Origin of the sequence: Aquirufa beregesia, assembly GCF_011090385.1 — a bacterium.
Lineage (GTDB): Bacteria > Bacteroidota > Bacteroidia > Cytophagales > Spirosomataceae > Aquirufa > Aquirufa beregesia.
On sequence record NZ_SEWW01000002.1, the window covers coordinates 431,325 to 452,500 of the forward strand.

General features: G+C 38.5%; 19 protein-coding genes and 1 rRNA gene (1 of these 20 only partly in view). 14 read left to right on the plus strand and 6 right to left on the minus strand.

Annotation, left to right across the window (positions count from 1 at the left end; all coding sequences use genetic code 11):
• Positions 1-57: 57 nt before the first annotated feature.
• Positions 58-1,254 carry an IS256 family transposase gene (locus EWU23_RS05845; protein ID WP_166229819.1) on the plus strand — a complete coding sequence of 399 codons (1,197 nt, stop codon included), beginning with the start codon at positions 58-60 and terminating at the stop codon, positions 1,252-1,254.
• A 77-nt stretch (positions 1,255-1,331) separates the two neighbouring features.
• On the opposite strand, the gene ftsY is transcribed toward EWU23_RS05845, so the two are convergent.
• The 3 genes from ftsY to rpmG all read right to left on the minus strand — a co-directional run bounded on the left by ftsY (position 1,332) and on the right by rpmG (position 2,762).
• Positions 1,332-2,309, minus strand: a complete 978-nt coding sequence (gene ftsY, locus EWU23_RS05850; RefSeq protein ID WP_166229752.1) for a signal recognition particle-docking protein FtsY — start codon at positions 2,307-2,309, stop codon at positions 1,332-1,334.
• A gap of 99 nt (positions 2,310-2,408) precedes the next feature.
• Complete coding sequence (locus EWU23_RS05855; RefSeq protein ID WP_109324168.1) at positions 2,409-2,561, minus strand: DUF4295 domain-containing protein; 153 nt, start codon at positions 2,559-2,561, stop codon at positions 2,409-2,411.
• Positions 2,562-2,579: 18 nt separating this feature from the next.
• A complete protein-coding gene (gene rpmG / locus EWU23_RS05860; protein WP_166229754.1) occupies positions 2,580-2,762 on the minus strand; it encodes a 50S ribosomal protein L33 in 183 nt (60 codons plus the stop codon).
• A 175-nt stretch (positions 2,763-2,937) separates the two neighbouring features.
• On the opposite strand from rpmG, the gene EWU23_RS05865 reads away from it, so the two are divergent.
• From EWU23_RS05865 to lon, 7 genes are all read left to right on the plus strand, one after another.
• The gene (locus tag EWU23_RS05865) at positions 2,938-4,152 is read left to right on the plus strand and encodes an NADH-quinone oxidoreductase subunit D (RefSeq protein ID WP_166229756.1); all 1,215 of its coding nucleotides are present in this window, start codon (positions 2,938-2,940) and stop codon (positions 4,150-4,152) included.
• A gap of 3 nt (positions 4,153-4,155) precedes the next feature.
• Positions 4,156-5,133 carry a polyprenyl synthetase family protein gene (locus EWU23_RS05870; protein WP_166229758.1) on the plus strand — a complete coding sequence of 326 codons (978 nt, stop codon included), beginning with the start codon at positions 4,156-4,158 and terminating at the stop codon, positions 5,131-5,133.
• Positions 5,134-5,181: 48 nt separating this feature from the next.
• Positions 5,182-5,805, plus strand: coding sequence for a rhomboid family intramembrane serine protease (locus tag EWU23_RS05875; protein ID WP_166229761.1), 624 nt, complete (start codon positions 5,182-5,184; stop codon positions 5,803-5,805).
• Positions 5,799-6,971 (plus strand): 1-deoxy-D-xylulose-5-phosphate reductoisomerase, encoded by a 1,173-nt coding sequence (locus EWU23_RS05880; protein ID WP_166229763.1) that lies wholly within the window; start codon positions 5,799-5,801, stop codon positions 6,969-6,971. The genes EWU23_RS05875 and EWU23_RS05880 overlap by 7 nt, the downstream gene beginning before the upstream one ends.
• Before the next feature lie 16 nt (positions 6,972-6,987).
• Positions 6,988-8,379, plus strand: coding sequence for an RIP metalloprotease RseP (gene rseP, locus EWU23_RS05885; RefSeq protein WP_166229765.1), 1,392 nt, complete (start codon positions 6,988-6,990; stop codon positions 8,377-8,379).
• Between the two features lie 36 nt (positions 8,380-8,415).
• A complete protein-coding gene (locus tag EWU23_RS05890) occupies positions 8,416-8,886 on the plus strand; it encodes a DUF6702 family protein (protein WP_166229767.1) in 471 nt (156 codons plus the stop codon).
• Positions 8,887-8,975: 89 nt separating this feature from the next.
• Positions 8,976-11,471 carry an endopeptidase La gene (gene lon / locus EWU23_RS05895; RefSeq protein WP_166229769.1) on the plus strand — a complete coding sequence of 832 codons (2,496 nt, stop codon included), beginning with the start codon at positions 8,976-8,978 and terminating at the stop codon, positions 11,469-11,471.
• On the opposite strand, the gene EWU23_RS05900 is transcribed toward lon, so the two are convergent.
• A complete protein-coding gene (locus EWU23_RS05900; RefSeq protein WP_166229771.1) occupies positions 11,432-13,354 on the minus strand; it encodes a RecQ family ATP-dependent DNA helicase in 1,923 nt (640 codons plus the stop codon). The genes lon and EWU23_RS05900 overlap by 40 nt on opposite strands.
• 140 nt (positions 13,355-13,494) lie before the next feature.
• Between EWU23_RS05900 and EWU23_RS05905 the strand changes: the two genes are divergently transcribed.
• The 5 genes from EWU23_RS05905 (at position 13,495) to EWU23_RS05925 (ending at position 18,189) form a co-directional block, all read left to right on the plus strand.
• On the plus strand, positions 13,495-14,970 hold the full coding sequence (locus EWU23_RS05905) for a DUF4301 family protein (RefSeq protein ID WP_166229773.1): 1,476 nt from the start codon (positions 13,495-13,497) through the stop codon (positions 14,968-14,970).
• Between the two features lie 399 nt (positions 14,971-15,369).
• The gene (gene uxuA, locus EWU23_RS05910) at positions 15,370-16,560 is read left to right on the plus strand and encodes a mannonate dehydratase (protein ID WP_166229775.1); all 1,191 of its coding nucleotides are present in this window, start codon (positions 15,370-15,372) and stop codon (positions 16,558-16,560) included.
• Between the two features lie 139 nt (positions 16,561-16,699).
• The gene (gene rpsL, locus EWU23_RS05915) at positions 16,700-17,104 is read left to right on the plus strand and encodes a 30S ribosomal protein S12 (protein ID WP_166229777.1); all 405 of its coding nucleotides are present in this window, start codon (positions 16,700-16,702) and stop codon (positions 17,102-17,104) included.
• Between the two features lie 72 nt (positions 17,105-17,176).
• The gene (rpsG, locus tag EWU23_RS05920; RefSeq protein WP_109324129.1) at positions 17,177-17,644 is read left to right on the plus strand and encodes a 30S ribosomal protein S7; all 468 of its coding nucleotides are present in this window, start codon (positions 17,177-17,179) and stop codon (positions 17,642-17,644) included.
• A gap of 137 nt (positions 17,645-17,781) precedes the next feature.
• Complete coding sequence (locus tag EWU23_RS05925; RefSeq protein WP_109324128.1) at positions 17,782-18,189, plus strand: RrF2 family transcriptional regulator; 408 nt, start codon at positions 17,782-17,784, stop codon at positions 18,187-18,189.
• Between the two features lies 1 nt (position 18,190).
• Here the strand turns inward: EWU23_RS05925 and EWU23_RS05930 are convergent, their stop codons facing one another.
• Together EWU23_RS05930 and EWU23_RS14335 are read right to left on the minus strand one after the other, a co-directional pair.
• Positions 18,191-18,922 (minus strand): RluA family pseudouridine synthase, encoded by a 732-nt coding sequence (locus EWU23_RS05930; protein WP_166229821.1) that lies wholly within the window; start codon positions 18,920-18,922, stop codon positions 18,191-18,193.
• Positions 18,923-20,427: 1,505 nt separating this feature from the next.
• A complete protein-coding gene (locus tag EWU23_RS14335) occupies positions 20,428-20,637 on the minus strand; it encodes a response regulator transcription factor (protein WP_166229779.1) in 210 nt (69 codons plus the stop codon).
• Between the two features lie 471 nt (positions 20,638-21,108).
• Here EWU23_RS14335 and EWU23_RS05940 point away from each other — a divergent pair.
• Positions 21,109-21,176: ribosomal RNA gene (locus EWU23_RS05940) — 16S ribosomal RNA — on the plus strand (it continues 1,438 nt past the right edge of the window).

Consider the following 21,176-nt stretch of genomic DNA (forward strand, 5'->3'; position numbering starts at 1 on the left):
GTGTTGGTTTCGGCCTTCACTATTTTTTTTTACATTTAAACACTTATTAAGATGGAAATGGACACAAAAGATTCATTAACCGATGCTTTCTTAAAGCAATTAAAAACTGGAGATGAACTCCAGGCCTTTCTTCGAGATATTCACAAGCGAGGCTTGGAGAAGATTTTAGAAGGAGAACTTGATGCACATTTGGGTTATGACAAACACGAGAAAACACCCAGCTCTAATGCTCGTAATGGAACCCAGAAAAAGGTGATTAAAACCGAGTTTGGTGAAACACCTATTGAGGTTCCTAGAGACAGAGAATCAAGCTTTGATCCTGTTCTAGTTCCCAAACGAAGTAGGTACTCAACAGGCGTTGAAAACCTCATTGTTTCTCTTTATTCGAAAGGGATGAGCGTAAGTGATATCGAGCAAGAAATCAAAGAAATCTATCAATTCGAACTATCTAGCTCAGCTATCTCACGGGTAACCCAGCGTATTATGGAGGATTCGATTGCCTGGCAGAATCGACCCCTTGATGCGGTCTATTTGGTGGTCTGGATGGATGGGATTGTCTTTAAAGTCAGGGAGAATTCCAAGGTCGTCAACAAAACAATCTACTTATCCATCGGATTAAATCGAGAGGGTAGAAAAGAGGTCTTAGGAATGTGGTTAGGTAAAAGCGAGAGCTCAAGCTTCTGGATGGGTGTATTAACTGATTTGAAGGCACGGGGTGTAGAGGACATTCTGATTACAGCCACGGACAATTTAAATGGCTTTACGCAAACCATTCGTGCCGTATTCCCTGAATCACAAACTCAAATCTGTGTGGTTCATCAAATCAGGAATGCTTGTCGATATGTGGTATGGAAAGATAAGAAAGAGTTCACAAGGGATATGAAGCAGATATATGATGCTCCTACCAAACAAGCAGCAGAAGCGGCATTGAAAGATTACGGGGCTAAATGGGGCAAGAAATATCCTTATGCCATTCGATCATGGGAGGATAACTGGGAAGAGTTGACCGTTTTTTTTGATTTTCCGCTCGAGATTCGTAAGATTATTTACACGACGAATCTGATTGAAAACCTGAATGGAAAGATTCGCAAATACACGAAAAACAAGCTCTCTTTCCCAACGGATGATGCCCTGATGAAATCAGTATATTTGGCCATAAACGAAGCAACCAAAAAATGGAGCCTGCCAATTCAGAACTGGGGAATTATATTGAATCAGTTTTTGGCTATATTTGAAAAAAGGGTCCGAATTTAAAAGCAAATCCGAACCCGCTATTTTTTACTTACACACTTAATGGGATAGTGTCGCACAGTCGAAGCATTGCTTCGTCTCTACTTTTTTGCAAAAAGGGATTCGACAAATGTGCTGCGATTGAATACCTGTAAATCGGAAATTTTTTCCCCGACACCAATGTATTTCACTGGAATTTTGAACTGATCGGAGATTCCAATCACCACGCCTCCTTTGGCTGTGCCATCTAATTTAGTAATGGCTAAGGCGGTAACCTCAGTCGCTTTAGTGAATTCTTGAGCCTGAATGAAGGCATTTTGTCCCGTAGATCCATCTAGAACTAAAAGCACTTCGTGAGGAGCATCAGGGATGAATTTTTGAACAACACGTTTGATTTTGGTCAATTCTGTCATCAAATTTACTTTCGTATGTAATCTGCCCGCTGTATCAATGATCACGATGTCGGCATTCATTTCTACTCCTTTTTTAACAGCATCATAGGCTACCGAAGCGGGATCAGTATTCATACCATGATCAATCACAGGAACCCCCACCCGTTCACCCCATAACTTTAATTGGTCCACAGCGGCCGCACGAAAAGTGTCTGCTGCACCTAGAACCACTTTTAATCCATTTTGATGAAATTGAGAGGCCAATTTACCTATGGTGGTCGTTTTGCCCACTCCATTGACACCTACCACCATAATGACATAGGGCTTTTGTTTAGGCTCAGCAAAGGCATGTTGTAAATCGGCCGATTGGTTTTCTTCTAATAAAGCGGCAATTTCTTCTCTTAAAACTTGATCTAGTTCTTCGGTAGACACGAATTTGTCGCGCTCAACTCGGCGTTCGATTCGGTCAATGATTTTTAAAGTAGTGGGTACTCCGACATCGGAACTTAATAGAATTTCTTCTAATTCATCCAATACCTCTTCATCAACTTTGGACTTACCTAGAACGGCTCTACCCATTTTGGATAGAAACCCTTCTTTGGTTTTTTCTAGTCCTTTCTCCAAGGCCTCCAGTTCCTCCTGTTCTTGTGGTGCTGGTTTCTTTTTAAAAAAATCGAATAGTCCCATGGCTGTGAATGAAAATAAAAACGAATGTAACAAAAATAAAAAAAGTCCCTCACGAAGGGACTTTAATATCTAAGCGAAAAAAGGTACCCCGCTTGAAAATTAGTTTTTCAATGCAGCATTTACCTCATCTTGAAGAATAATTTCTTCTTTGAAGGTATAAGCTCCTGTGGTTGGATTTTTAACCGCTTTAATGATTTTAGCGTATTTTACGCCTCCTTCTTTTTTTAACGTTGCAACTACTTTCTTAGCCATATTTCTTAGGTATTAAAACTATTTGATCTCCTTATGAAGTGTAACTTTCTTCAATACCGAATTGTATTTTTTCAATTCGATACGAGCAGTCGTGTTTTTACGATTCTTAGTCGTGATGTAACGCGACATTCCTGGTAAACCAGATTCTTTGTGCTCAGTGCATTCTAGAATTACTTGAATGCGATTTCCTTTCTTTGCCATAGTATTAAAATCTTTTTTCGCCTCATTTGAAACGGACTGCAAAGGTAGAAGAAATATTTTTTTTCGCAAAGTCTTTAAATAAAATATGTCGTAAAATTTCAAACATATTGGTAAGTCGCCCTTAAATCCCTCTATTAGGCTTTTATTTACTGTCCTTTTTTCCCATTTTTGTTTCATGAAGCCCCTTCAATATCATTATCAAGCCGAGAATTTTACTTTATCTGATCCCAATCGGTATTCGCTTGAAAATTTGAAATCGGAAGAAATGATCATTTCTTTGGGGCCTCAGCATCCATCTACTCACGGTGTACTACGTTTGGAATTGATATCAGACGGCGAATTGGTCGTGGATGTAGTTCCACATTTGGGTTATTTACATCGTTGTTTTGAGAAACACGCAGAAGCATTGCCTTACAACCAAATTATACCATACGTGGATCGTTTGGATTATATGGCCTCGATGAATTCCGAGCACGCCTATGTGATGGCAGTGGAGAAAATGTTGGATTTGGAAGGCAAATTACCTCCGAGAACTGAATACATCCGTGTCTTGGTGGCTGAGCTGAATCGCATTGCTTCCCATTTTGTAGCGGTAGGTACATATGGATTAGATATTGGAGCCTACACTCCTTTTTTGTGGCTGATGCGTGACAGAGAGCATATTCAGCGGTTATTGGAATGGTTGTCTGGTGCTAGAATGCTGTATAATTATGTGTGGATTGGAGGCTTATTTTATGATTTACCTATAGGCTTTGAGGAGCGAGTAAAGGAATTGCTCCCCGTTTTAAAAGGGACTATCCAAGAAGTGAAAAAATTAGTGGAGGAGAATAGTATTTTTATCAAAAGAACGGCCAATATTGGCGTATTGCCTTTGTCAACCGCTATCAATTATGGTTGTACAGGTCCTGTGTTACGCGGTTCAGGATTACCCTTTGACCTTCGTCGGGTGGATGCCTATTCTGTTTACCCGGATTTGGAATTTGATATTCCTATTGGCGAGGGGGCTATGGGTCAGACGGGAGATTGTTGGGATCGAAATCATGTTCGAATTAGAGAATGTGAAGAATCTATTCGGATTGTAGAACAATGTTTGGAGAAATTAGTTGGGGACTGTAAAAGAACCAAAGACTTCCAACCTCAGGCCATGGTTCCTAAGAAAATTAGGCCCGCAGCTATGGATGTGTATGTCCGGGCAGAAAATCCAAAAGGTGAGTTAGGCTTTTTTATTCGGGCTGATGGTAAATCAGATATACCTAGTCGAATGAAAGTACGAGCCTGTTCATTTCACCATTTGTCGGTATTACCCACTTTAGCCAAGGGAGTCTATTTGGCTGATTTAGTGGCGATTATCGGATCTTTGGATTTAGTCATGGGGGAAGTTGATCGATAAATTATGACAAAAGAATTTTTGCAAGTCTTAGATAGTGAAATAGATCGCATGGAGCAGGGGAAACAACCTGTGGAATTGTATGAGCCTATTCAGTACTTAATGGCTTTAGGTGGGAAGCGTATTCGTCCAGTGATGTGTTTAATGGCATATTCTTTATTTCGGGATGATTGGAAGACGCAAGTAAAACCTGCCTTATCCATTGAAGTATTTCACAATTTCACTTTGATGCATGATGATATCATGGACAAAGCCCCATTGAGAAGAGGAAAGCAAACCGTACATGAGAAGTGGAACGATAACATTGCGATACTTTCAGGGGATGTCATGTTGGTAGAAGCGTATCAGTTTTTAAATCAAATTGAAGGATTAAGTCTAGCTCAATTTCAACATCTCTTAAAACGCTTTAGTCGAACTGCGGCAGAAGTTTGCGAAGGACAGCAATGGGATATGAATTTTGAAGAAAGGAAAGATGTACAAATTGCCGAGTATATAGAAATGATCCGATTAAAGACCTCGGTGTTGTTAGGTTTTTCTATGGAGATGGGCGGCTTATTGGCCCAAGTAGATGTTGGTGTAGCTCGGCAATTGTATCAAATAGGGGAGTTTGTGGGTTTAGGATTTCAATTGAAAGATGATTTATTGGATGTTTATGGTGATCCTGAGAAATTTGGGAAGCAAGTAGGTGGAGATATATTAGCGAATAAAAAAACTTATTTATTGATTCGTGCTTTGGAGTTATCTCAAGGAGAAGTTCGTGATCAATTGGCCTATTGGATCAATCAAAATCAGTTTGATGCTGCGGAGAAAGTTAAAGCAGTCACGGAGATTTATACTCAGTTGGGCTTGAAAGAAGAGGTCGGTTTGCAAATTCAATCGTATTTTGATCGGGCATTTACTGGAATGGAAGCATTGCCTTTGCCTCAGGAAAAGAAAAATACCTTATTGGGTTTTATGAAGGGGTTGGTTGATCGGGAAGTTTAATGTAGTTTTGTGGCAATTATATAGCTTCATCACGAAGCTTTTTGTTTTATGGGGGATTCTATCAGTTTTATCATCATTATCATTACCGTCTTGGTGTCATTGTTGTGTTGGCAAAAGCCGGCACTCATGGACAAACTGACGATGAATCCATATAAAATCAACCAAAGGAAGGAGTATTGGCGTTTTATAACTTCAGGATTCATTCATGCTGATTTTACGCATTTGTTTTTCAATTTGTTCTCCTTCTTCTTTTTTGGTTTACAACTAGAAAATATTTTTACTGTATTATTCCCTGAATCAGGTCAAATCCTATTTGTGATATTTTACATTACAGCCATAGTCGCAGCTGATCTACCCACCTTTTTTAAGCAAAGCAAAAACCCCCATTTTAACTCTTTGGGAGCATCAGGTGCTGTTTCGGCTGTTATTTTCGCGGGAATATTGTTTTTCCCCACAGAGAAAATCTATTTATTTGGCGTCTTAGGAATCCCAGGCTTTATTTATGCCGGTTTGTTTACTTGGTATTCCATAGCTATGGATCGAAGAGGAAGGGATTATGTGAATCATTCGGCACATTTGTATGGTGGATTATACGGTTTAGTTTTTGTGACTTTATTGTATCCAAAGGTGTGGTTGACGTTTGTTGAACAAGTAAAAGCCATGCTTTGGTAGTAGATCAAAAACATATTGCTATCCTAGGTTCTACAGGTTCCATTGGTACTCAAACCTTGGAAGTAATCTCATTGCATCCAAAGCAGTTTAAAGTAGCTGTACTGACAGCTCAGTCGAATGCTACCTTATTAATTCAACAAGCACTACAGTATCTACCTAGTCATGTGGTGATTGGAGATGAAGGCCAATACCATCAGGTGAAAGAGGCTTTAGCGCATTTACCCATTGAAGTACATGCTGGCGTCAAGAGTTTGGAATATGTGGTTTGTTTGGAGGAGGTAGATGTTGTGTTGACAGCATTGGTGGGTTATGCCGGATTGTTACCAACCGTTCGGGCTATTGAAGCCAAAAAGCCAATAGCACTAGCCAATAAAGAAACGTTAGTCGTTGCTGGGGCATTGATTATGCCATTAGCGGCAAAGATGGGTGTGCCAATTTTACCCGTTGATTCAGAGCATTCAGCGATATTTCAATGCTTGATGGGTGAATCCCACAATCCTATTGAGAAAGTGATATTGACTGCTTCTGGAGGGCCATTTCGGTCTTGGAAGAGGGAACAATTAGCCAAAGTGACGAGGGAGCAAGCTTTAAAGCATCCTAACTGGACCATGGGCGCCAAGATTACTATTGATTCAGCTAGTCTGATGAATAAAGGTTTGGAAGTCATTGAAGCTGCTTGGTTGTTTCAGGTAAAAGCAAGCCAGATCGATGTGGTTGTCCATCCTCAATCCATCGTTCATTCTTTAGTTCAGTTTCAAGACGGATCTATCAAAGCCCAACTGGGTTTACCCGATATGAAATTGCCTATTCAATTTGCCTTGGCTTATCCGAATCGTTTGGAAGCGGACTTTCCTCGCTTCAATTTTGCCGCTTATCCCAATTTGACTTTTGAAGCACCTGATATGGCTACTTTTAGGAATCTGGGCTTGGCTTTTGAGGCTTTAGACAGAGGAGGTAATATGCCTTGTATATTGAATGCAGCCAATGAAATAGCAGTGGCTGCTTTTTTAGAAGATAAAATTGGCTTCTTAGAAATGTCTGATTTGATTTCCGAAACTATGGAATGTGGAACTTTTTTAGCAAATCCGACATTAGAAGACTATGTTCAAAGTGATCAATTAAGTAGAGAATTAGCTACCCAATGGGTGGTAAACAATAGTAAATAGCAATTAAAGCAAGATTATGGAAGGTTTGATTATGGCGGGGCAATTGATTTTAGGATTGTCCATATTAGTAACATTGCATGAGTTTGGTCATTTCATTACAGCGAAATGGTTTAAAATGCGCGTAGAAAAATTTTATCTGTTTTTTGATTTTCTATTTCCAATTCCCTCTTTATTAAACTTTGCTTTATTTAAGAAAAAAATTGGAGATACAGAATATGGGTTAGGTTGGTTCCCTTTAGGTGGGTATGTTTCTATTGCTGGTATGATTGATGAAACGCAAGATGCCGCTACCCTAGCCAAAGATCCTGAACCTTGGGAATTTAGAGCTAAACCAGCTTGGCAGCGATTGATCGTGATGCTGGGAGGTGTGATTGTGAATGTTATCACGGGTGTGGTTATTTTCATCTCATTGACTTATTCCAATGGAAATAATTATATCTCCAAAGAGGAATTAAATAAAAATGGGATTGTTGCTTTGGATTTAGGCAAGCATATTGGGCTAAAAACAGGGGATAAAATTATCCGAGTAAACGGTGCTGATTACAAGCAATTGTCCGATTTACGCTCGTCGGATGTGTTACTTGGAGATAATTCGTATTACACGGTTTTACGTGATGGGAACGAAGTAAACATTCAAATTCCAGCCAATTTTATTGGTCAATTAAGTGATAAGAAGTCGGCTTTTATTGAGCCAATGACGAAATTTAAAGTCTTGGACGTGACAGCCCCTAATCCGCCAAGTTTATTGGATAAATGGTTAGGCAAAGAATCCGAGGAGATGTTACCAGCTTTGGCTGCTGGATTGAAAGCTGGAGATTATATTACGGCTGTCAATCAAACGCCGATTCATTTTTATCACGAGATTCGCGAAGTGTTAAGTAAAGAAGCTGGCAAACCCATTCGTTTGGCTATACTTCGTCAAGGAAAAGCAGACACCTTGGATATGGTGGTTGGCAAATCTGGACAAATTGGTTTTCAGGCAGATATTTTAATGAAAATGTCGCATGAAGATTACAGTTTTGGACAATCGGTGGGCATTGGGTCTAAGCGCGCATTTTCAGTCATAACTGACAATGTTCGTGGATTCAAGAAAATAGCTACAGGTGATGTCTCTGCTTCAAAAGCATTAAGTGGACCCATTGGAATCGCACAAATGTTTGGTGGGGTTTGGGATTGGACACGATTCTGGATGTTAACAGGTTTGTTATCCATGGCTTTAGCATTCTTTAATGTATTACCTATACCTGCTTTAGATGGCGGACATGCTATTTTCTTAATTTATGAGATGGTCACAGGAAAACCAGCTTCGGATAAGGTTATGGAACGTGCACAGCAAATCGGCATGATTTTGTTGTTAGGTTTAATGGCTTATACTTTTGGTAACGATATTTTTAAGTCCTTCTTTTAAACATTGAAAAAACAACTAGTTTTCGTTCTTTTTTTTATGTTCTTATCTGTAGAAAGTATAGGAAGAGAAGAACGGCACCCTTTTCATACTAGTGTGACGGAATGTGTTTACAATGAAAAGGAAAAATCTTGGGAGATAGCTATTCGCTTATTTCAAGATGATTTAGAACAAGGTCTCAGTGGATTTCACGGGAAAAAGGTGAGCTTTGGCAAAGCGTCTAACATGGATGAGTTGTTGGAACCCTATATTCGCAAGCATTTTGGTCTCCAAGTGAATAAGCAATTACAAACTCCCTATCGCTGGATTGGTTGGGAGCCTAACCCTGATGTGATTTGGGTATATGTGGAAATACCTTCGGATCAAGATTTAGCGGGGGTATTTATTATGAATGATCTTTTGGTTGAACAATTCCCTGACCAAACAAATTTGTTACATTGCGCTAAAGGAGTAAAAAAGAAATCGTTTTTATTTCAAAAAAATCAAGTTCTCCATCAGATTGTGTGGTAAATTTTCTGCCAACTTGTCTTATGGCATGAAATTTGTTTAAGCTCCATACGTCTTTCAAGATTGGAGGGTAAGATTAAATATATGTGTGTATGAATAATCCAAATGACCTTTTTAAGCATTTGAGCCTGTCGGACATTTCCGATTTCGAGAATATTGAGTTGATTCCTATTGGAGCAGAGGGCTTAGAAAACAATGACAAAATGAGTGTTTTGTCAGATGAACTTCCTATTCTGCCAATTCGTAATATTGTTTTATTTCCGGGTATGGTGATACCCATTACGGTAAGTCGCCAGAAATCTGTACGATTAGTCAAAAAAGCCTATAAGGGAGATCGGACCATTGGCGTATTAGTACAAGCTAATAATTCGAAAGAAGAGCCTCAGGCAGATGATTTATATAAAGTGGGTACAGTAGCGCACATCGTCAAGATGTTTGTTCTTCCAGGAGGAAACACCACGATCATCGTACAAGGACGTAAGCGTTTTGAGGTGAGGGAATTCATTAAAACAGACCCTAACTTAATTGCGAAAGTGAATTATTTGGAAGACAATTTCCCCAAGAAATTAAACAAAGAAAATAAGGCACTGGTATCTACTTTAAAGGAATCAGCACTTAAAATATTGAATTTGAACCCCGAGATTCCGAGGGAGGCACAGATAGCTTTGGATAATATTGACTCTTCTGCTTTTTTAGTGCACTTTCTTTCTTCCAACATCAATGCGGAATTAAAGGACAAGCAAGAATTACTGGAGACCTTGGATGGTATAGAGCAAGCTACGCATCTGTTGGAATACATGATGAAAGAGATTCAGCATTTGGAGTTAAAGCGGGAAATACAAAGTAAAGCGAGTAGTGATATTGACCAGCAACAGCGTGATTATTACATTCGTCAGCAAATCAAAGTATTACAGGAGGAGTTAGGGGTAGAGAGTCCAGAGCAAGAATTGGATGGTTTACGAGCTAAGGGAGCCAAGAAAAAATGGTCAAAGGAAGTCAATGAGTTTTTCTTGAAAGAGCTTTCCAAACTTCAAAGAACTAATTCCATGTCGGGGGAATATCCGATGTTGATGAATTTTGTGGAATTATTGGTTGAACTTCCATGGGCAGAATATACCAAAGATCATTTTGATTTGATTAAAGCTAAAAAGATATTGGATGCCGACCACTTTGGACTGGAAAAAGTCAAGGAGAGGATTATTGAATATTTGGCAGTATTGAAAATGAAGGGGGACATGAAAGCACCAATTTTGTGTTTATATGGACCTCCAGGTGTAGGAAAGACTTCTTTAGGGAAAAGTGTAGCCAAGGCTTTGGGACGGAAGTATGTCCGCATGGCCTTAGGGGGCTTACGTGACGAGGCTGAGATTCGGGGCCATAGAAAGACCTACATTGGCGCTATGCCAGGAAAAGTTATTCAGAATATCAAGAAGTCTGGTTCTTCCAATCCTGTATTTATATTAGACGAAATAGATAAAGTAGGTTCTGACCATCGGGGAGATCCGTCTTCTGCTTTATTGGAAGTATTGGATCCAGAGCAAAACAATAGTTTTTTAGATAATTACTTAGAGGTAGAATTTGATTTATCTCGGGTGATGTTCATTGCCACGGCTAATAACCTAGATACCATTCATCCTGCTTTGCGTGATCGTATGGAGATTATTGAAGTGAGTGGTTATACCATGGAAGAGAAGGTGCAAATTGCTAAAAAGCATTTGTTACCTAAGCAAAAGAAAGAACATGGGTTGGAAAAGGCAGATTTCACCATGACCGATGCCGCTATTCAGAAAGTAGTGGAGGGTTATACGCGTGAATCTGGTGTTAGAAAATTAGAACAAGAACTGGGGAAAGTGGTGCGCAAAATCACCAAATCCATTGCCATAGGAGAGGAGTATTCTCATAAAATACAAGCGGCAGATGTGGTTCGTTTATTAGGTCAAGAAAATTTTGAGAACGATTCCTATGAGAGTAATGAATATGCGGGTGTCGTGACGGGTTTAGCTTGGACTCCAGTGGGAGGAGATATTTTATTCATCGAAACTTTGTTGAATCGAGGTAAAGGTCAATTGACCTTATCAGGTCAGCTGGGAGATGTGATGAAGGAATCTGCCATGGCGGCATTGAGTTTTTTGAAAGCTCATGCGGATTTATTGGATATTGATTACCGGATTTTTGACCAGTATAATTTACATATTCACGTACCTGCAGGAGCTGTTCCTAAAGATGGTCCTTCGGCAGGGATAACCATGTTGACTGCTATTGCTTCGGCATTAACACAAAGGAGGGTAAAACCAAATTTGGCTATGACTGGAGAAATAACCTTACGTGGAAAGGTACTTCCAGTAGGAGGAATTAAGGAAAAGATATTGGCTGCCAAGCGCGCAGGCATTAAGGAAATTATCCTGTGTCATAAGAATAGAAAAGATATAGAGGAGATTGAACCTCGGTATATTACGGATCTAAATTTCTATTATGTAGAGAATGCCATGGAGGTATTGACCTTGGCCTTATTGCATGAGAAAGTAAAAAATCCGGTGCATTTTGTGCTTCAGGATGAGGTTAAGCCTAATTCATCGGTAGCGGTATAGGTGATTTCGCCAATATCCAAAGCATATTGGATGATTCGGATGGCTTCGTCTTTGGAAAGAGGACGGAGGCAATCTACTAAATTGGACAAGCTTAAAGAACCGTGTTGGAGGTAATGTAAAATCAGTTTGCGTTCACTTTCATGACTTTCAGGATAGGCCTTCCCCGTGGAGGCTTTTTTTTGTGCTATACAGGTATCACAGATTCCACATTTTTTATCCAAATTTTCGCCAAAATAGGCTACTAGTAAACGAGTTCGACATATTTTGTTATCACGAACATAATGTTCTACAGCCTTGATTTTGCTTAGGCTTCGGTCTTTCTTTTTATGGTAAGAGGTCCAGTCGATCGGTAACTGAGATGCGGAGGCTCTTGGACAGAGAAGCGTTAATTTTGGTAAGCCATTTTGTTTGTCATAATCCAAAATTTCAAATTTTTCAAGCAGAGCTAAGCTTCGCTCTACTTCAGCGATGGGTGCTTTGAATTGTTGGGAGATAGCTGTTTCAGAAATGGGGACAAATTGCTGGAATAAATTTCCACCAAACATTCTTAATAAACACTTGATAAACGATTCAAAGCGTTCATTACGAATTTGAAAATCGTATAATTCTGTGGCGGAAACATTGATTTTAATTTTGGATGGATTTTGGTAGGCTTCATTCAGCAAAATTAAACCTTCATTTTCCAGTGTTTTAAGGGCAAAAAAAGTTTCCGAAGGAGGAAGATTGAAACGCTTTGTCATGTCTGACCATTCAAAATCATAGTGCATTAATTCGCCACTACCTTCAGGTATTTGCAAATAATTGCTGATGGCTTGATATACTTTTTTAAGAACATCTGCTTCAGGATAGGATTTAGACCACTGCGTACTTAGTTCTATAACATCTTTTTCCTCTACCAAAATAGCCGCATAGGCTTTCTTTTCATCTCGTCCGGCACGACCAGCCTCTTGATAATAGGCTTCTAATGTATCGGGTAAATCTAGGTGAACAACTAGGCGCACATCCGCTTTATCAATCCCCATTCCAAAGGCATTGGTGGCTACTATTGTCTGAATTTTACCTTCAATCCATTCTTTTTGTCGAGAGCTTCTTTCCTTGGGATTTAGGCCAGCATGATAAAAGGTACTGGCGATTCCATTTTGTTGGATCAAGTTACTGATTTGCTGGGTCTTTTTTCTGTTTCGGACATAGACAATAGAAGATCCAGGGACACGTTGAAGCATTTGAATCAACTTTTTCTCTTTATTTTCCTCCCAGATAACGGAATAAGAAAGGTTAGCCCGACTGAAGCTCTTTTGGAATATCTGCGGTTTTTTGAAATCCAGCTTTTGTAAGATGTCTGCTTTGACTTCTGGATTTGCACTTGCCGTTAAGGCCATGCAAGGAGTATTAGGGAATACGTTTTTGAAAGAAAGAATTTCTAAATAGGAAGGCCGGAAATCATACCCCCATTGAGATATACAATGTGCTTCATCCACAGCAATGAGCGAAATGTTCATTTGCTTAGCTCTTTCTAGGAACAATTCTGTTTTAAGTCTTTCTGGGGAGACATATAGAAATTTGATATTGCCATATATACAATTGTCGAGCAGTATATCGATTTGCCTAGGATGCATGCCTGAAAAGAGGGCTTCGGCAGCTATGTTTCGTTGTTTTAATTGGTTTACTTGATCTTGCATTAATGCAATCAAAGGAGAAATAACGAGGCAAATACCTTCCATGGCCATGGCTGGAACTTGAAAGCAAATGGATTTTCCTCCACCGGTTGGTAATAAAGCCAGTGTGTCTTTTTTGTCCAATATGGAACGGATAATCTCTTCTTGAAGGGGTCGAAAAGAGTCGTAATTCCAGTATTTTTTCAGAATGGCGTGGATATCCTGCATAGCTAATTCAAAGCTACCAAAAAATTAGGCAAGGAGTTCATGCGCTCGTTGGAGAAAATTTGAGTCTTGAATAGAATTAATGAGCATTTGATGGTGAATTTTAGACGATTCCAATTAAATTTAGGAATAAATATGTACGTATGTTGACAGAAAAGGACAAAATACAACTAAGTAAACGAGGTATCAGTGAGCAAGAAGTAAATCAACAAGTTGATTATTTTAAGCAAGGATTTCCCTGGATGAAATTAGACTGTGCAGCTAGCATTGGTAACGGAATTATTCATTTGTCGGATGCGGATGTGGATCGTTATGTCAAGCGATTTGAAGATGCCAAAAAGACTTTGTCCATATTGAAAATGGTACCTGCCTCAGGAGCGGCAACCCGTATGTTTAAATCATTGTTTGAGCATTTGTCGGAATCAAAACCGAATAATGAATCATCGGCATTTTTTGATCGACTAAGTGAATTTGCCTTTGCTCCTGAATTGAAGAAATTGTTGCCAGAATGGTCTACGGAGCAAGAGATTTTGGAAAATTTATTGTTGAGTAAGGGCTTGGATTATGGTTCTTTACCTAAGGGCCTATTGTCATTTCACTATTATGAAGATGGGGTAAGAACGCCTTTGGAGGAGCATTTGGTGGAGGCAGTGGAATATGCTTCCGATGGGAAGGATGCTTATTTGCATTTTACTGTTTCTCCTGAGCATCGTAGTCGTTTTGATGCCTTGGTGAATCAAGTTGTACCTAAGTTGGAGAAAAGATATCAAGTGAAGTTTCATATTAGTTTTTCGGAACAAAAACCTAGCACGGATACTGTGGCGGTTGATATGGATAATGATTTATTCCGAGAGACTGATGGGTCGATGTTATTCCGACCAGCCGGACATGGGGCTTTATTGGAAAATTTGAATGATTTGGATGCGGATTTGATCTTTATTAAGAACATTGACAATGTAGTTCCGGATCAATTGAAAGATAGCACCATTGTTTATAAAAAGGCCTTGGGAGGTTTACTTGTGGAGATTTTAGATAAGATTAAAGTATATGATAAGGTTTTGGAAGGAGAAGTGAGTGCTTCTGTCATGCAAGAAATTCAGGATTTTGCCTCTACCTATTTGGGAATTCAGCCAGGTAAAGCTTGGGATGCTCATACACAAGCAGAGAAATTAGCCTTATTCAAAATGATTTTTAATCGACCGACCCGCATCTGTGGGGTGGTAAAAAATACAGGAGAACCAGGAGGTGGGCCATTTTGGTGTCGGGATCAAGAGGGAAATAGTACCCTACAATTGGTAGAGTCAGCGCAGGTGGATATGTCCAATGAATCACAGAAAGCAATTTTTACAGGTTCTACACACTTTAATCCAGTGGATTTGGTTTGTGCCACCAAAGATATAAATGGAAAGTCCTTTGATTTACTTCAGTACCGTGACATGAGTACTGGGTTTATTACTGAAAAAACGAAGGATGGTAAGAAATTAAAGGCTCAGGAATTGCCTGGTTTATGGAATGGTGCCATGGCTTATTGGAATACGATATTTGTGGAGGTTCCATTGGATACCTTTAATCCAGTAAAAACGGTGAATGATTTATTGAGGCCAGCACATCAAAATTAGGGGATGTTTTGTTCCTGAATAAAAAGGCTTTAATTTTGCGGCCTTTGAAAGCGATAGATATTAAAGAAAGTATATAAATGCTTGATTACAAAAACCTTGCTTGGTGTCCAGGCAAGGTTTTTTTTGTCCAATAACTTGGTCAAAATTATCAAGTTTTTTATCAAATTTTGAGTAGGAAAAGCTAATTTTGTACTCTTATTCCCACGATGGATTTTGTTAGAATGATTGATATAATTTGTTAATAAGTTTTGTCAGGAAGATTTGTCAACTTTTTAAAAGTTGACAAATCTAAGCGGCAGAAAGCGATTGTAAATGGCGAAGTGAAATCAATATTTAGTATTAAGTGGAAAATTAATAAGGCAAAAGTTCAAAAAAGGTAGATACTGAAAGAAATAAACTATGGCATTAGAACAAACTTGGCGATGGTTCGGACCCAGTGATCCGGTAAGCTTATCGGACGTCCGACAAGCTGGCGCAACGGGCATTGTGAACGCATTGCATCAAATTCCCAATGGAGAGGTTTGGGAGTTGGACGATATTTTAGAGAGGAAGCAAATCATTGAGTCGGCTGGTCTTAGTTGGTCCGTGATTGAGAGTATTCCCGTTCACGAGACAATCAAAACTCGTTCGGGCGATTTTAAAACATATATAGAGCATTATAAGCAGTCGATTCGCAATCTGGCCAAAGCTGGCTTGGATACGGTTTGTTATAATTTCATGCCTATTTTGGATTGGACTCGAACAGATTTGGATTTTGAATTACCAGATGGTTCAAGAGCTTTACGATTTGATGCAGCTGAATTTGCCGCATTTGAATTATTTTTATTGAAAAGACCGGGTGCTGAAAATCATTATAGTTCGGAGCAAATCCAGCGAGCAAAGACTTGGTTTGACCAGTCGAGTCCTTCTCAAAGAGAGAAACTGATACGTAATGTCATAGCAGGATTACCTGGGAGTGAGGAAAGTTTCACTTTGGTTTCTTTTCAGGAGGCTTTAGATACTTATGCTCAGGTGGGGGAGGCAGAATTAAGAGAACATTTGTATGAATTTATTCGGGAAATCACTCCTGTGGCTGAAGAAGCAGGGCTTAACCTATCCATTCATCCAGATGATCCGCCTTATCCTATTTTAGGTTTACCGCGTGTAGTCAGTACGGAATCGGATGCTAAGCAATTGTTGGCAGCCTATGAAAGTCCGAATAATGGATTATGTTTCTGTACGGGTAGTTATGGAGTGCGGGAGGATAATGATTTGGTCGGTATGGTGGAGCGAATGGGAGATCGGATTAATTTTATTCATTTACGGGCTACTCGTCGTGATGAATTTGGGAACTTCTATGAAGCAGACCATTTAGATGGGGATGTAGATATGTTTGGCGTGATGAAAGCCTTGGTATTGGAGCAAAAAAATCGAATTGCGCAAGGGAGAAAGGATGTTAGAATGCCTTTTAGACCAGATCACGGGCACAAAATGTTGGATGATTTGCAAGTAGGTAAAAAGACTAATCCTGGGTATACGGCCATTGGTCGTTTGAGAGGATTAGCAGAACTAAGAGGACTTGAATTGGGCATCGAAGGATTTTTGAAATAAAATTCCAAAATGATGTTTTGAATTCTATTTCTAATTGCTAACTTTGCACCCCCGTTACTATGGCATTACTCTATCCAAATGAGTTTAAGCTATTTAAGGGAATAAAAAAGATTTAAAATTTAAACGGTAATTATTTAAAATGCCAACTATTCAGCAATTAGTGCGCAAGGGCCGTGAGCAAATGACTTGGAAATCTAAGTCACCAGCTTTGGATTCTTGCCCACAAAGAAGAGGAGTTTGTACACGTGTGTACACAACTACTCCAAAGAAACCAAACTCAGCTATGCGTAAGGTAGCTCGTGTTCGTTTAACCAACCAGAAAGAGGTGAATGCCTACATTCCAGGTGAGGGTCACAATTTGCAAGAGCACTCGATCGTACTGATTCGTGGTGGTCGTGTGAAAGACTTACCAGGTGTACGTTATCACATCATTCGTGGAGCATTGGACACAGCCGGTGTATCTGGTCGTTTACAATCTCGTTCTAAGTATGGTGCTAAGCGTCCTAAACCAGGTCAAGTAGCAGCTCCAGCTAAGAAGAAGTAACATTTTTTAACACAAAGATCCAGTATGCCTCGGTGAAGGCAGAAGGTTGGGTCGACATTAAACATTAACACCATGAGAAAGGCGAAACCAAAAAAGCGCTATTTATTGCCAGACCCTAAATTTAGGGATGTATTAGTAACTAAGTTTGTAAACAACTTGATGTATGACGGTAAAAAATCAGTGGCATTCACTATTTTTTACGATGCTTTAGACAAAGTAGAAGAGCGTACTAAAGAGAATGGATTAGAAACTTGGAAAAAAGCATTAAACAATGTAATGCCATCTGTAGAAGTAAAGAGCCGCCGTGTAGGTGGAGCTAACTTCCAGGTTCCAACGGAAGTGCGAGCTGAACGTAAAGTTGCGTTAGGAATGAAGTGGTTAATTGGATATGCAAGAAAAAGAGGTGACAAAACAATGATGGATCGCTTAGCGAATGAAATCATTGCTGCATCAAAAGGAGAGGGAGCTGCTGTGAAGAAGAAGGATGATACACACCGTATGGCGGAAGCGAACAAAGCGTTCTCACACTTCCGTTTTTAATGATTGATTTTATGGAAGGGCCAACCGAAAGGTTGGCCTTTTTTATTTGAGCTGATTTTTATCACAATTTGAGAATTTGGCAAATCTTGATAAAATGTTTAGCTTTGGTCAGTTCCCTATTTAATCCCTATTGACAAATGATTTCTAAGAAGGCAAAGTATGCTTTGAAGGCGTTAAAAGTGTTGGCTCAGGCTTATGAAAAAGGCCCATTGTTGATCTCACACATTGCAGAATCAGAGAATATTCCTAAAAAGTTTTTAGAGGCCATTCTATTGGAGTTGAGAAATCATGGAATTCTTCAAAGTCAGAAGGGCAAGGGGGGAGGATATTATTTACGTATTCCTCCAAGTCAAGTGACTTTTGCCAAAATTATCCGAATTGTGGATGGTCCTATTGCGCCTGCACTTTGCGTATCCTTGCATTTTTATGGCAAGTGTGATGACTGTGCCAATGAGGAAACCTGTAAGTTGCGCTCCGTTTTAGCCAAATGGCGCGATGCCAATTTATCTGTTTTGGAAAAGACGACCTTAGAAGAGCTAATCTAGGCTATTCGTACAGGTGATCTAAATTCTTTTCTTTTACTTCTTCCGGATCAAGTTCTAGGAATTCTTCCCAGAATGGATTGTTCGGTACCGCTGCTTTGCAAATAATGGGAGTTTTCTTGATGGGATGAACAAAATATAATCTGCGTGCATGTAAGTTGATACTAGCATCAGGATTCGGACGGTCATAACCGTATTTGATATCTCCTCGGATGGGACATCCCAAAGTAGCCAATTGTACGCGAATTTGATGAGGTCTTCCGGTGATTGGTTCTACTTCAATCAAATAATGTAAATTAATTTTTCCTAGTAACTTATAATTTAATTCGGCTTTTTGGGCTTTGTCTTCTGGGTAATCGTAGGCAGTCGTGGTATTTTTGGCTTCATTTTTCAAAAGCCAATGCGTTAACTTTCCTTTGATAGGATCAGGTTTTCTGCGGGTTACTGCCCAATAAGTTTTTTGAATTTCTCTTTTACGAAATAGTTCCATCATACGTTCCAAAGCTTTGGAAGTACGAGCAAATACAACTAAGCCACTCACAGGGCGGTCTAAACGGTGCACAGGATGCAAGAAAACCGCACCTGGTTTTTGGTATTTTTCCTTGATGTAATCTTTCAGTACATCGGTCAAAGTACGGTCGCCAGTGCTATCTCCTTGAACCAAAATTCCTGCCCTTTTATTCACTATTAGCAGGTGATTGTCTTCGTATATGATGTGGTAGTCTTTCATTTTAATCCTTCTGCAAGGCCTGAATTGGCTCAGACTTGCTATCACAAAGGTAGGACAATTAATTTGTAAAATTTTTCAGAGGTAGATTAGAAAAGCGTATTCACAAGTAAAATGCACCAATTCTATGCCATAAGTTGTCTTTTAAATCATTTTTTTCGTATTCAAATTTCTGATTTAATTCGATTCAATATTTCCTTTTTTTAAGAATATACTCATTATGCCTAAGTTGATAATGGCAAATAGAATTCATTCTGTTTGCCATTTTTCTGTTTTATTAACTCCAAAATATATTTGTATAATAATGATGCTTACAAAATAGAGGCTTGATACATAACTATTAGGGTATTTAAAATGGAAGTTTTTGTTAATCTTTATGATAATTATTGCTAGAATTAAATAAATAACTATCGAGATAAGAAGCTTTATCCAATAAGATGTGTCAAAAAAGAGATTGGAACTTACATTATAAAGATGTTTGCCGAGGAAAAAGAGGGTAAGATTGAAAGAGGCTAGCCAAGGAATTTTAGGTATGTTCATATTACTTTAACTTGAGTTTTGTATGGAAAATGGAGCCTAAACGGTAATTTATTATACTTGAGAGTAAATTTGGATTAAGTGGGTAGGAATCATTTTATTATCTTTTAATTTTTTTGCATTGGTTATAATAATCGTCTGCGGCTTGTTCGTAATTATAATAATTCATTATTGATTGAATTGTAATTGTAATACCAGCTCCAATTGTGAGAAATGGAATAGATATTGCTGCACTAGCAGCTGCTTGTTGTTGTAAATATGCTATGTAGTAGTCAATCCCATACGTAAATCCTTGAGCAAGTAAACTATTTATAGCTCCTCCAAAAAAGTTTGAAGAACATTGTGCTAATTGACTTTCGCGAATAGCAAGACAATCTGCTGAGCTAACTAAAACTTGTCGTTTGACTAAAATCTCATTAATTAGTTTTTCTTTAAATTCCGAGCTGTTAAGTTTATAAGTTAAAGTGTTATTTTTTCTTATAATAAGGTGAAATTGATTTATAGCTTTATTAAGCTCTGTTAGCTCAATGTTTGACTTATATTAAACAATAGTACGTCGCCATTAAACTGAGTTTTTATTAGATCTTCATTTTCAATAATATAGGTTTTATTTTTATCTGTTACATTTTTCAAAACATACAGAAGATTCGATAATTCATTTTTTGCTAAACTCAAATCATTTTCGAAATTACTATTATCTGTCATTGATACATCTGAAATTTCAAATTTAGAGCAAGATATGCATAGGCAAACTAATACGGTTGCACTTATTAGTTTGTAAAAATATCATAGTTTCATTATCACAAGTGATTAATTTTCCTCCCTACTCTTTACTGGTTTTTCGGGATCCACCAAGTTTGGCCAACTTGATGTAAAGCTCTTGTTTTTTTTAAAGGCCATTGTAGGGAATGAAGTCCTATTTTTCTCCTATTAAATAGTATTTTATTGGTTTTTTATTGAACAAAATATATCCAGATTCAGGTTTTGAAATTCCTGATGAATCTTCTGAATTCTTTTTTCCCATGACTTCCGATTTTCCGGGCGATATTTTCTCTGTGTTTTTTGATGGTAAATTCGGAGAGGTTGAGTTTTTCTGCAATTTCTTGGGAGGTATTACCTTGTTGAATTAGGGAAATAAGCTCGAGCTCACGGAGGGTAAAATCTCCTATTGGGATATGAGATGGCATGTAGGTATTGTATTAGGGTTAGGTCAATTGATTGGGCAATTTTATGATAACTTATCAAATAAAGAAAGCAAGATATATTTTTTCAAGATTTTTCTCTTTGATATTCAGTGAATTAGGGGGATAAGTAATTTTTTTTTGTGGAATGATTTGGAATAAGGAAAATAAACCTACATCTTTGCACTCCGATTTAGCGACTACAACGGCAGTCGTTCGAAGTACAGAGGCCTTAAGGCTTAAAAAAGAGAAGGAATAAAAAGAGAGGAACTTGTTAGAGAGTTCAATTTTTTTTGCCTGAAAATTTTTAAGGAATTTAAGGAATGAAGTACACAGAGTTCTTTGACGTGTTGATAAAAGGAAAAAGTTTGTAACCATTTAAAGTGGTTATGAAGAGAAAAAATAGCATTCAAGACAAGGATAATGACAATTCTTATTTTAATAGTAAGAGCAAAGTCAAACATCCAAAGAATATTTACAATGGAGAGTTTGATCCTGGCTCAGGATGAACGCTAGCGGCAGGCCTAATACATGCAAGTCGAACG

Excerpts from the sequence above, each read along its gene's own strand:
- EWU23_RS05845 (WP_166229819.1), top strand. The coding sequence starts at position 58 with ATGGACACAAAAGATTCATTAACCGATGCTTTCTTAAAGCAATTAAAA.
- ftsY (WP_166229752.1), bottom strand. The coding sequence starts at position 2,309 with ATGGGACTATTCGATTTTTTTAAAAAGAAACCAGCACCACAAGAACAG.
- EWU23_RS05855 (WP_109324168.1), bottom strand. The coding sequence starts at position 2,561 with ATGGCTAAGAAAGTAGTTGCAACGTTAAAAAAAGAAGGAGGCGTAAAA.
- rpmG (WP_166229754.1), bottom strand. The coding sequence starts at position 2,762 with ATGGCAAAGAAAGGAAATCGCATTCAAGTAATTCTAGAATGCACTGAG.
- EWU23_RS05865 (WP_166229756.1), top strand. The coding sequence starts at position 2,938 with ATGAAGCCCCTTCAATATCATTATCAAGCCGAGAATTTTACTTTATCT.
- EWU23_RS05870 (WP_166229758.1), top strand. The coding sequence starts at position 4,156 with ATGACAAAAGAATTTTTGCAAGTCTTAGATAGTGAAATAGATCGCATG.
- EWU23_RS05875 (WP_166229761.1), top strand. The coding sequence starts at position 5,182 with ATGGGGGATTCTATCAGTTTTATCATCATTATCATTACCGTCTTGGTG.
- rseP (WP_166229765.1), top strand. The coding sequence starts at position 6,988 with ATGGAAGGTTTGATTATGGCGGGGCAATTGATTTTAGGATTGTCCATA.
- EWU23_RS05890 (WP_166229767.1), top strand. The coding sequence starts at position 8,416 with ATGTTCTTATCTGTAGAAAGTATAGGAAGAGAAGAACGGCACCCTTTT.
- lon (WP_166229769.1), top strand. The coding sequence starts at position 8,976 with ATGAATAATCCAAATGACCTTTTTAAGCATTTGAGCCTGTCGGACATT.
- EWU23_RS05900 (WP_166229771.1), bottom strand. The coding sequence starts at position 13,354 with ATGCAGGATATCCACGCCATTCTGAAAAAATACTGGAATTACGACTCT.
- EWU23_RS05905 (WP_166229773.1), top strand. The coding sequence starts at position 13,495 with ATGTTGACAGAAAAGGACAAAATACAACTAAGTAAACGAGGTATCAGT.
- uxuA (WP_166229775.1), top strand. The coding sequence starts at position 15,370 with ATGGCATTAGAACAAACTTGGCGATGGTTCGGACCCAGTGATCCGGTA.
- rpsL (WP_166229777.1), top strand. The coding sequence starts at position 16,700 with ATGCCAACTATTCAGCAATTAGTGCGCAAGGGCCGTGAGCAAATGACT.
- rpsG (WP_109324129.1), top strand. The coding sequence starts at position 17,177 with ATGAGAAAGGCGAAACCAAAAAAGCGCTATTTATTGCCAGACCCTAAA.
- EWU23_RS05925 (WP_109324128.1), top strand. The coding sequence starts at position 17,782 with ATGATTTCTAAGAAGGCAAAGTATGCTTTGAAGGCGTTAAAAGTGTTG.
- EWU23_RS14335 (WP_166229779.1), bottom strand. The coding sequence starts at position 20,637 with ATGCCATCTCATATCCCAATAGGAGATTTTACCCTCCGTGAGCTCGAG.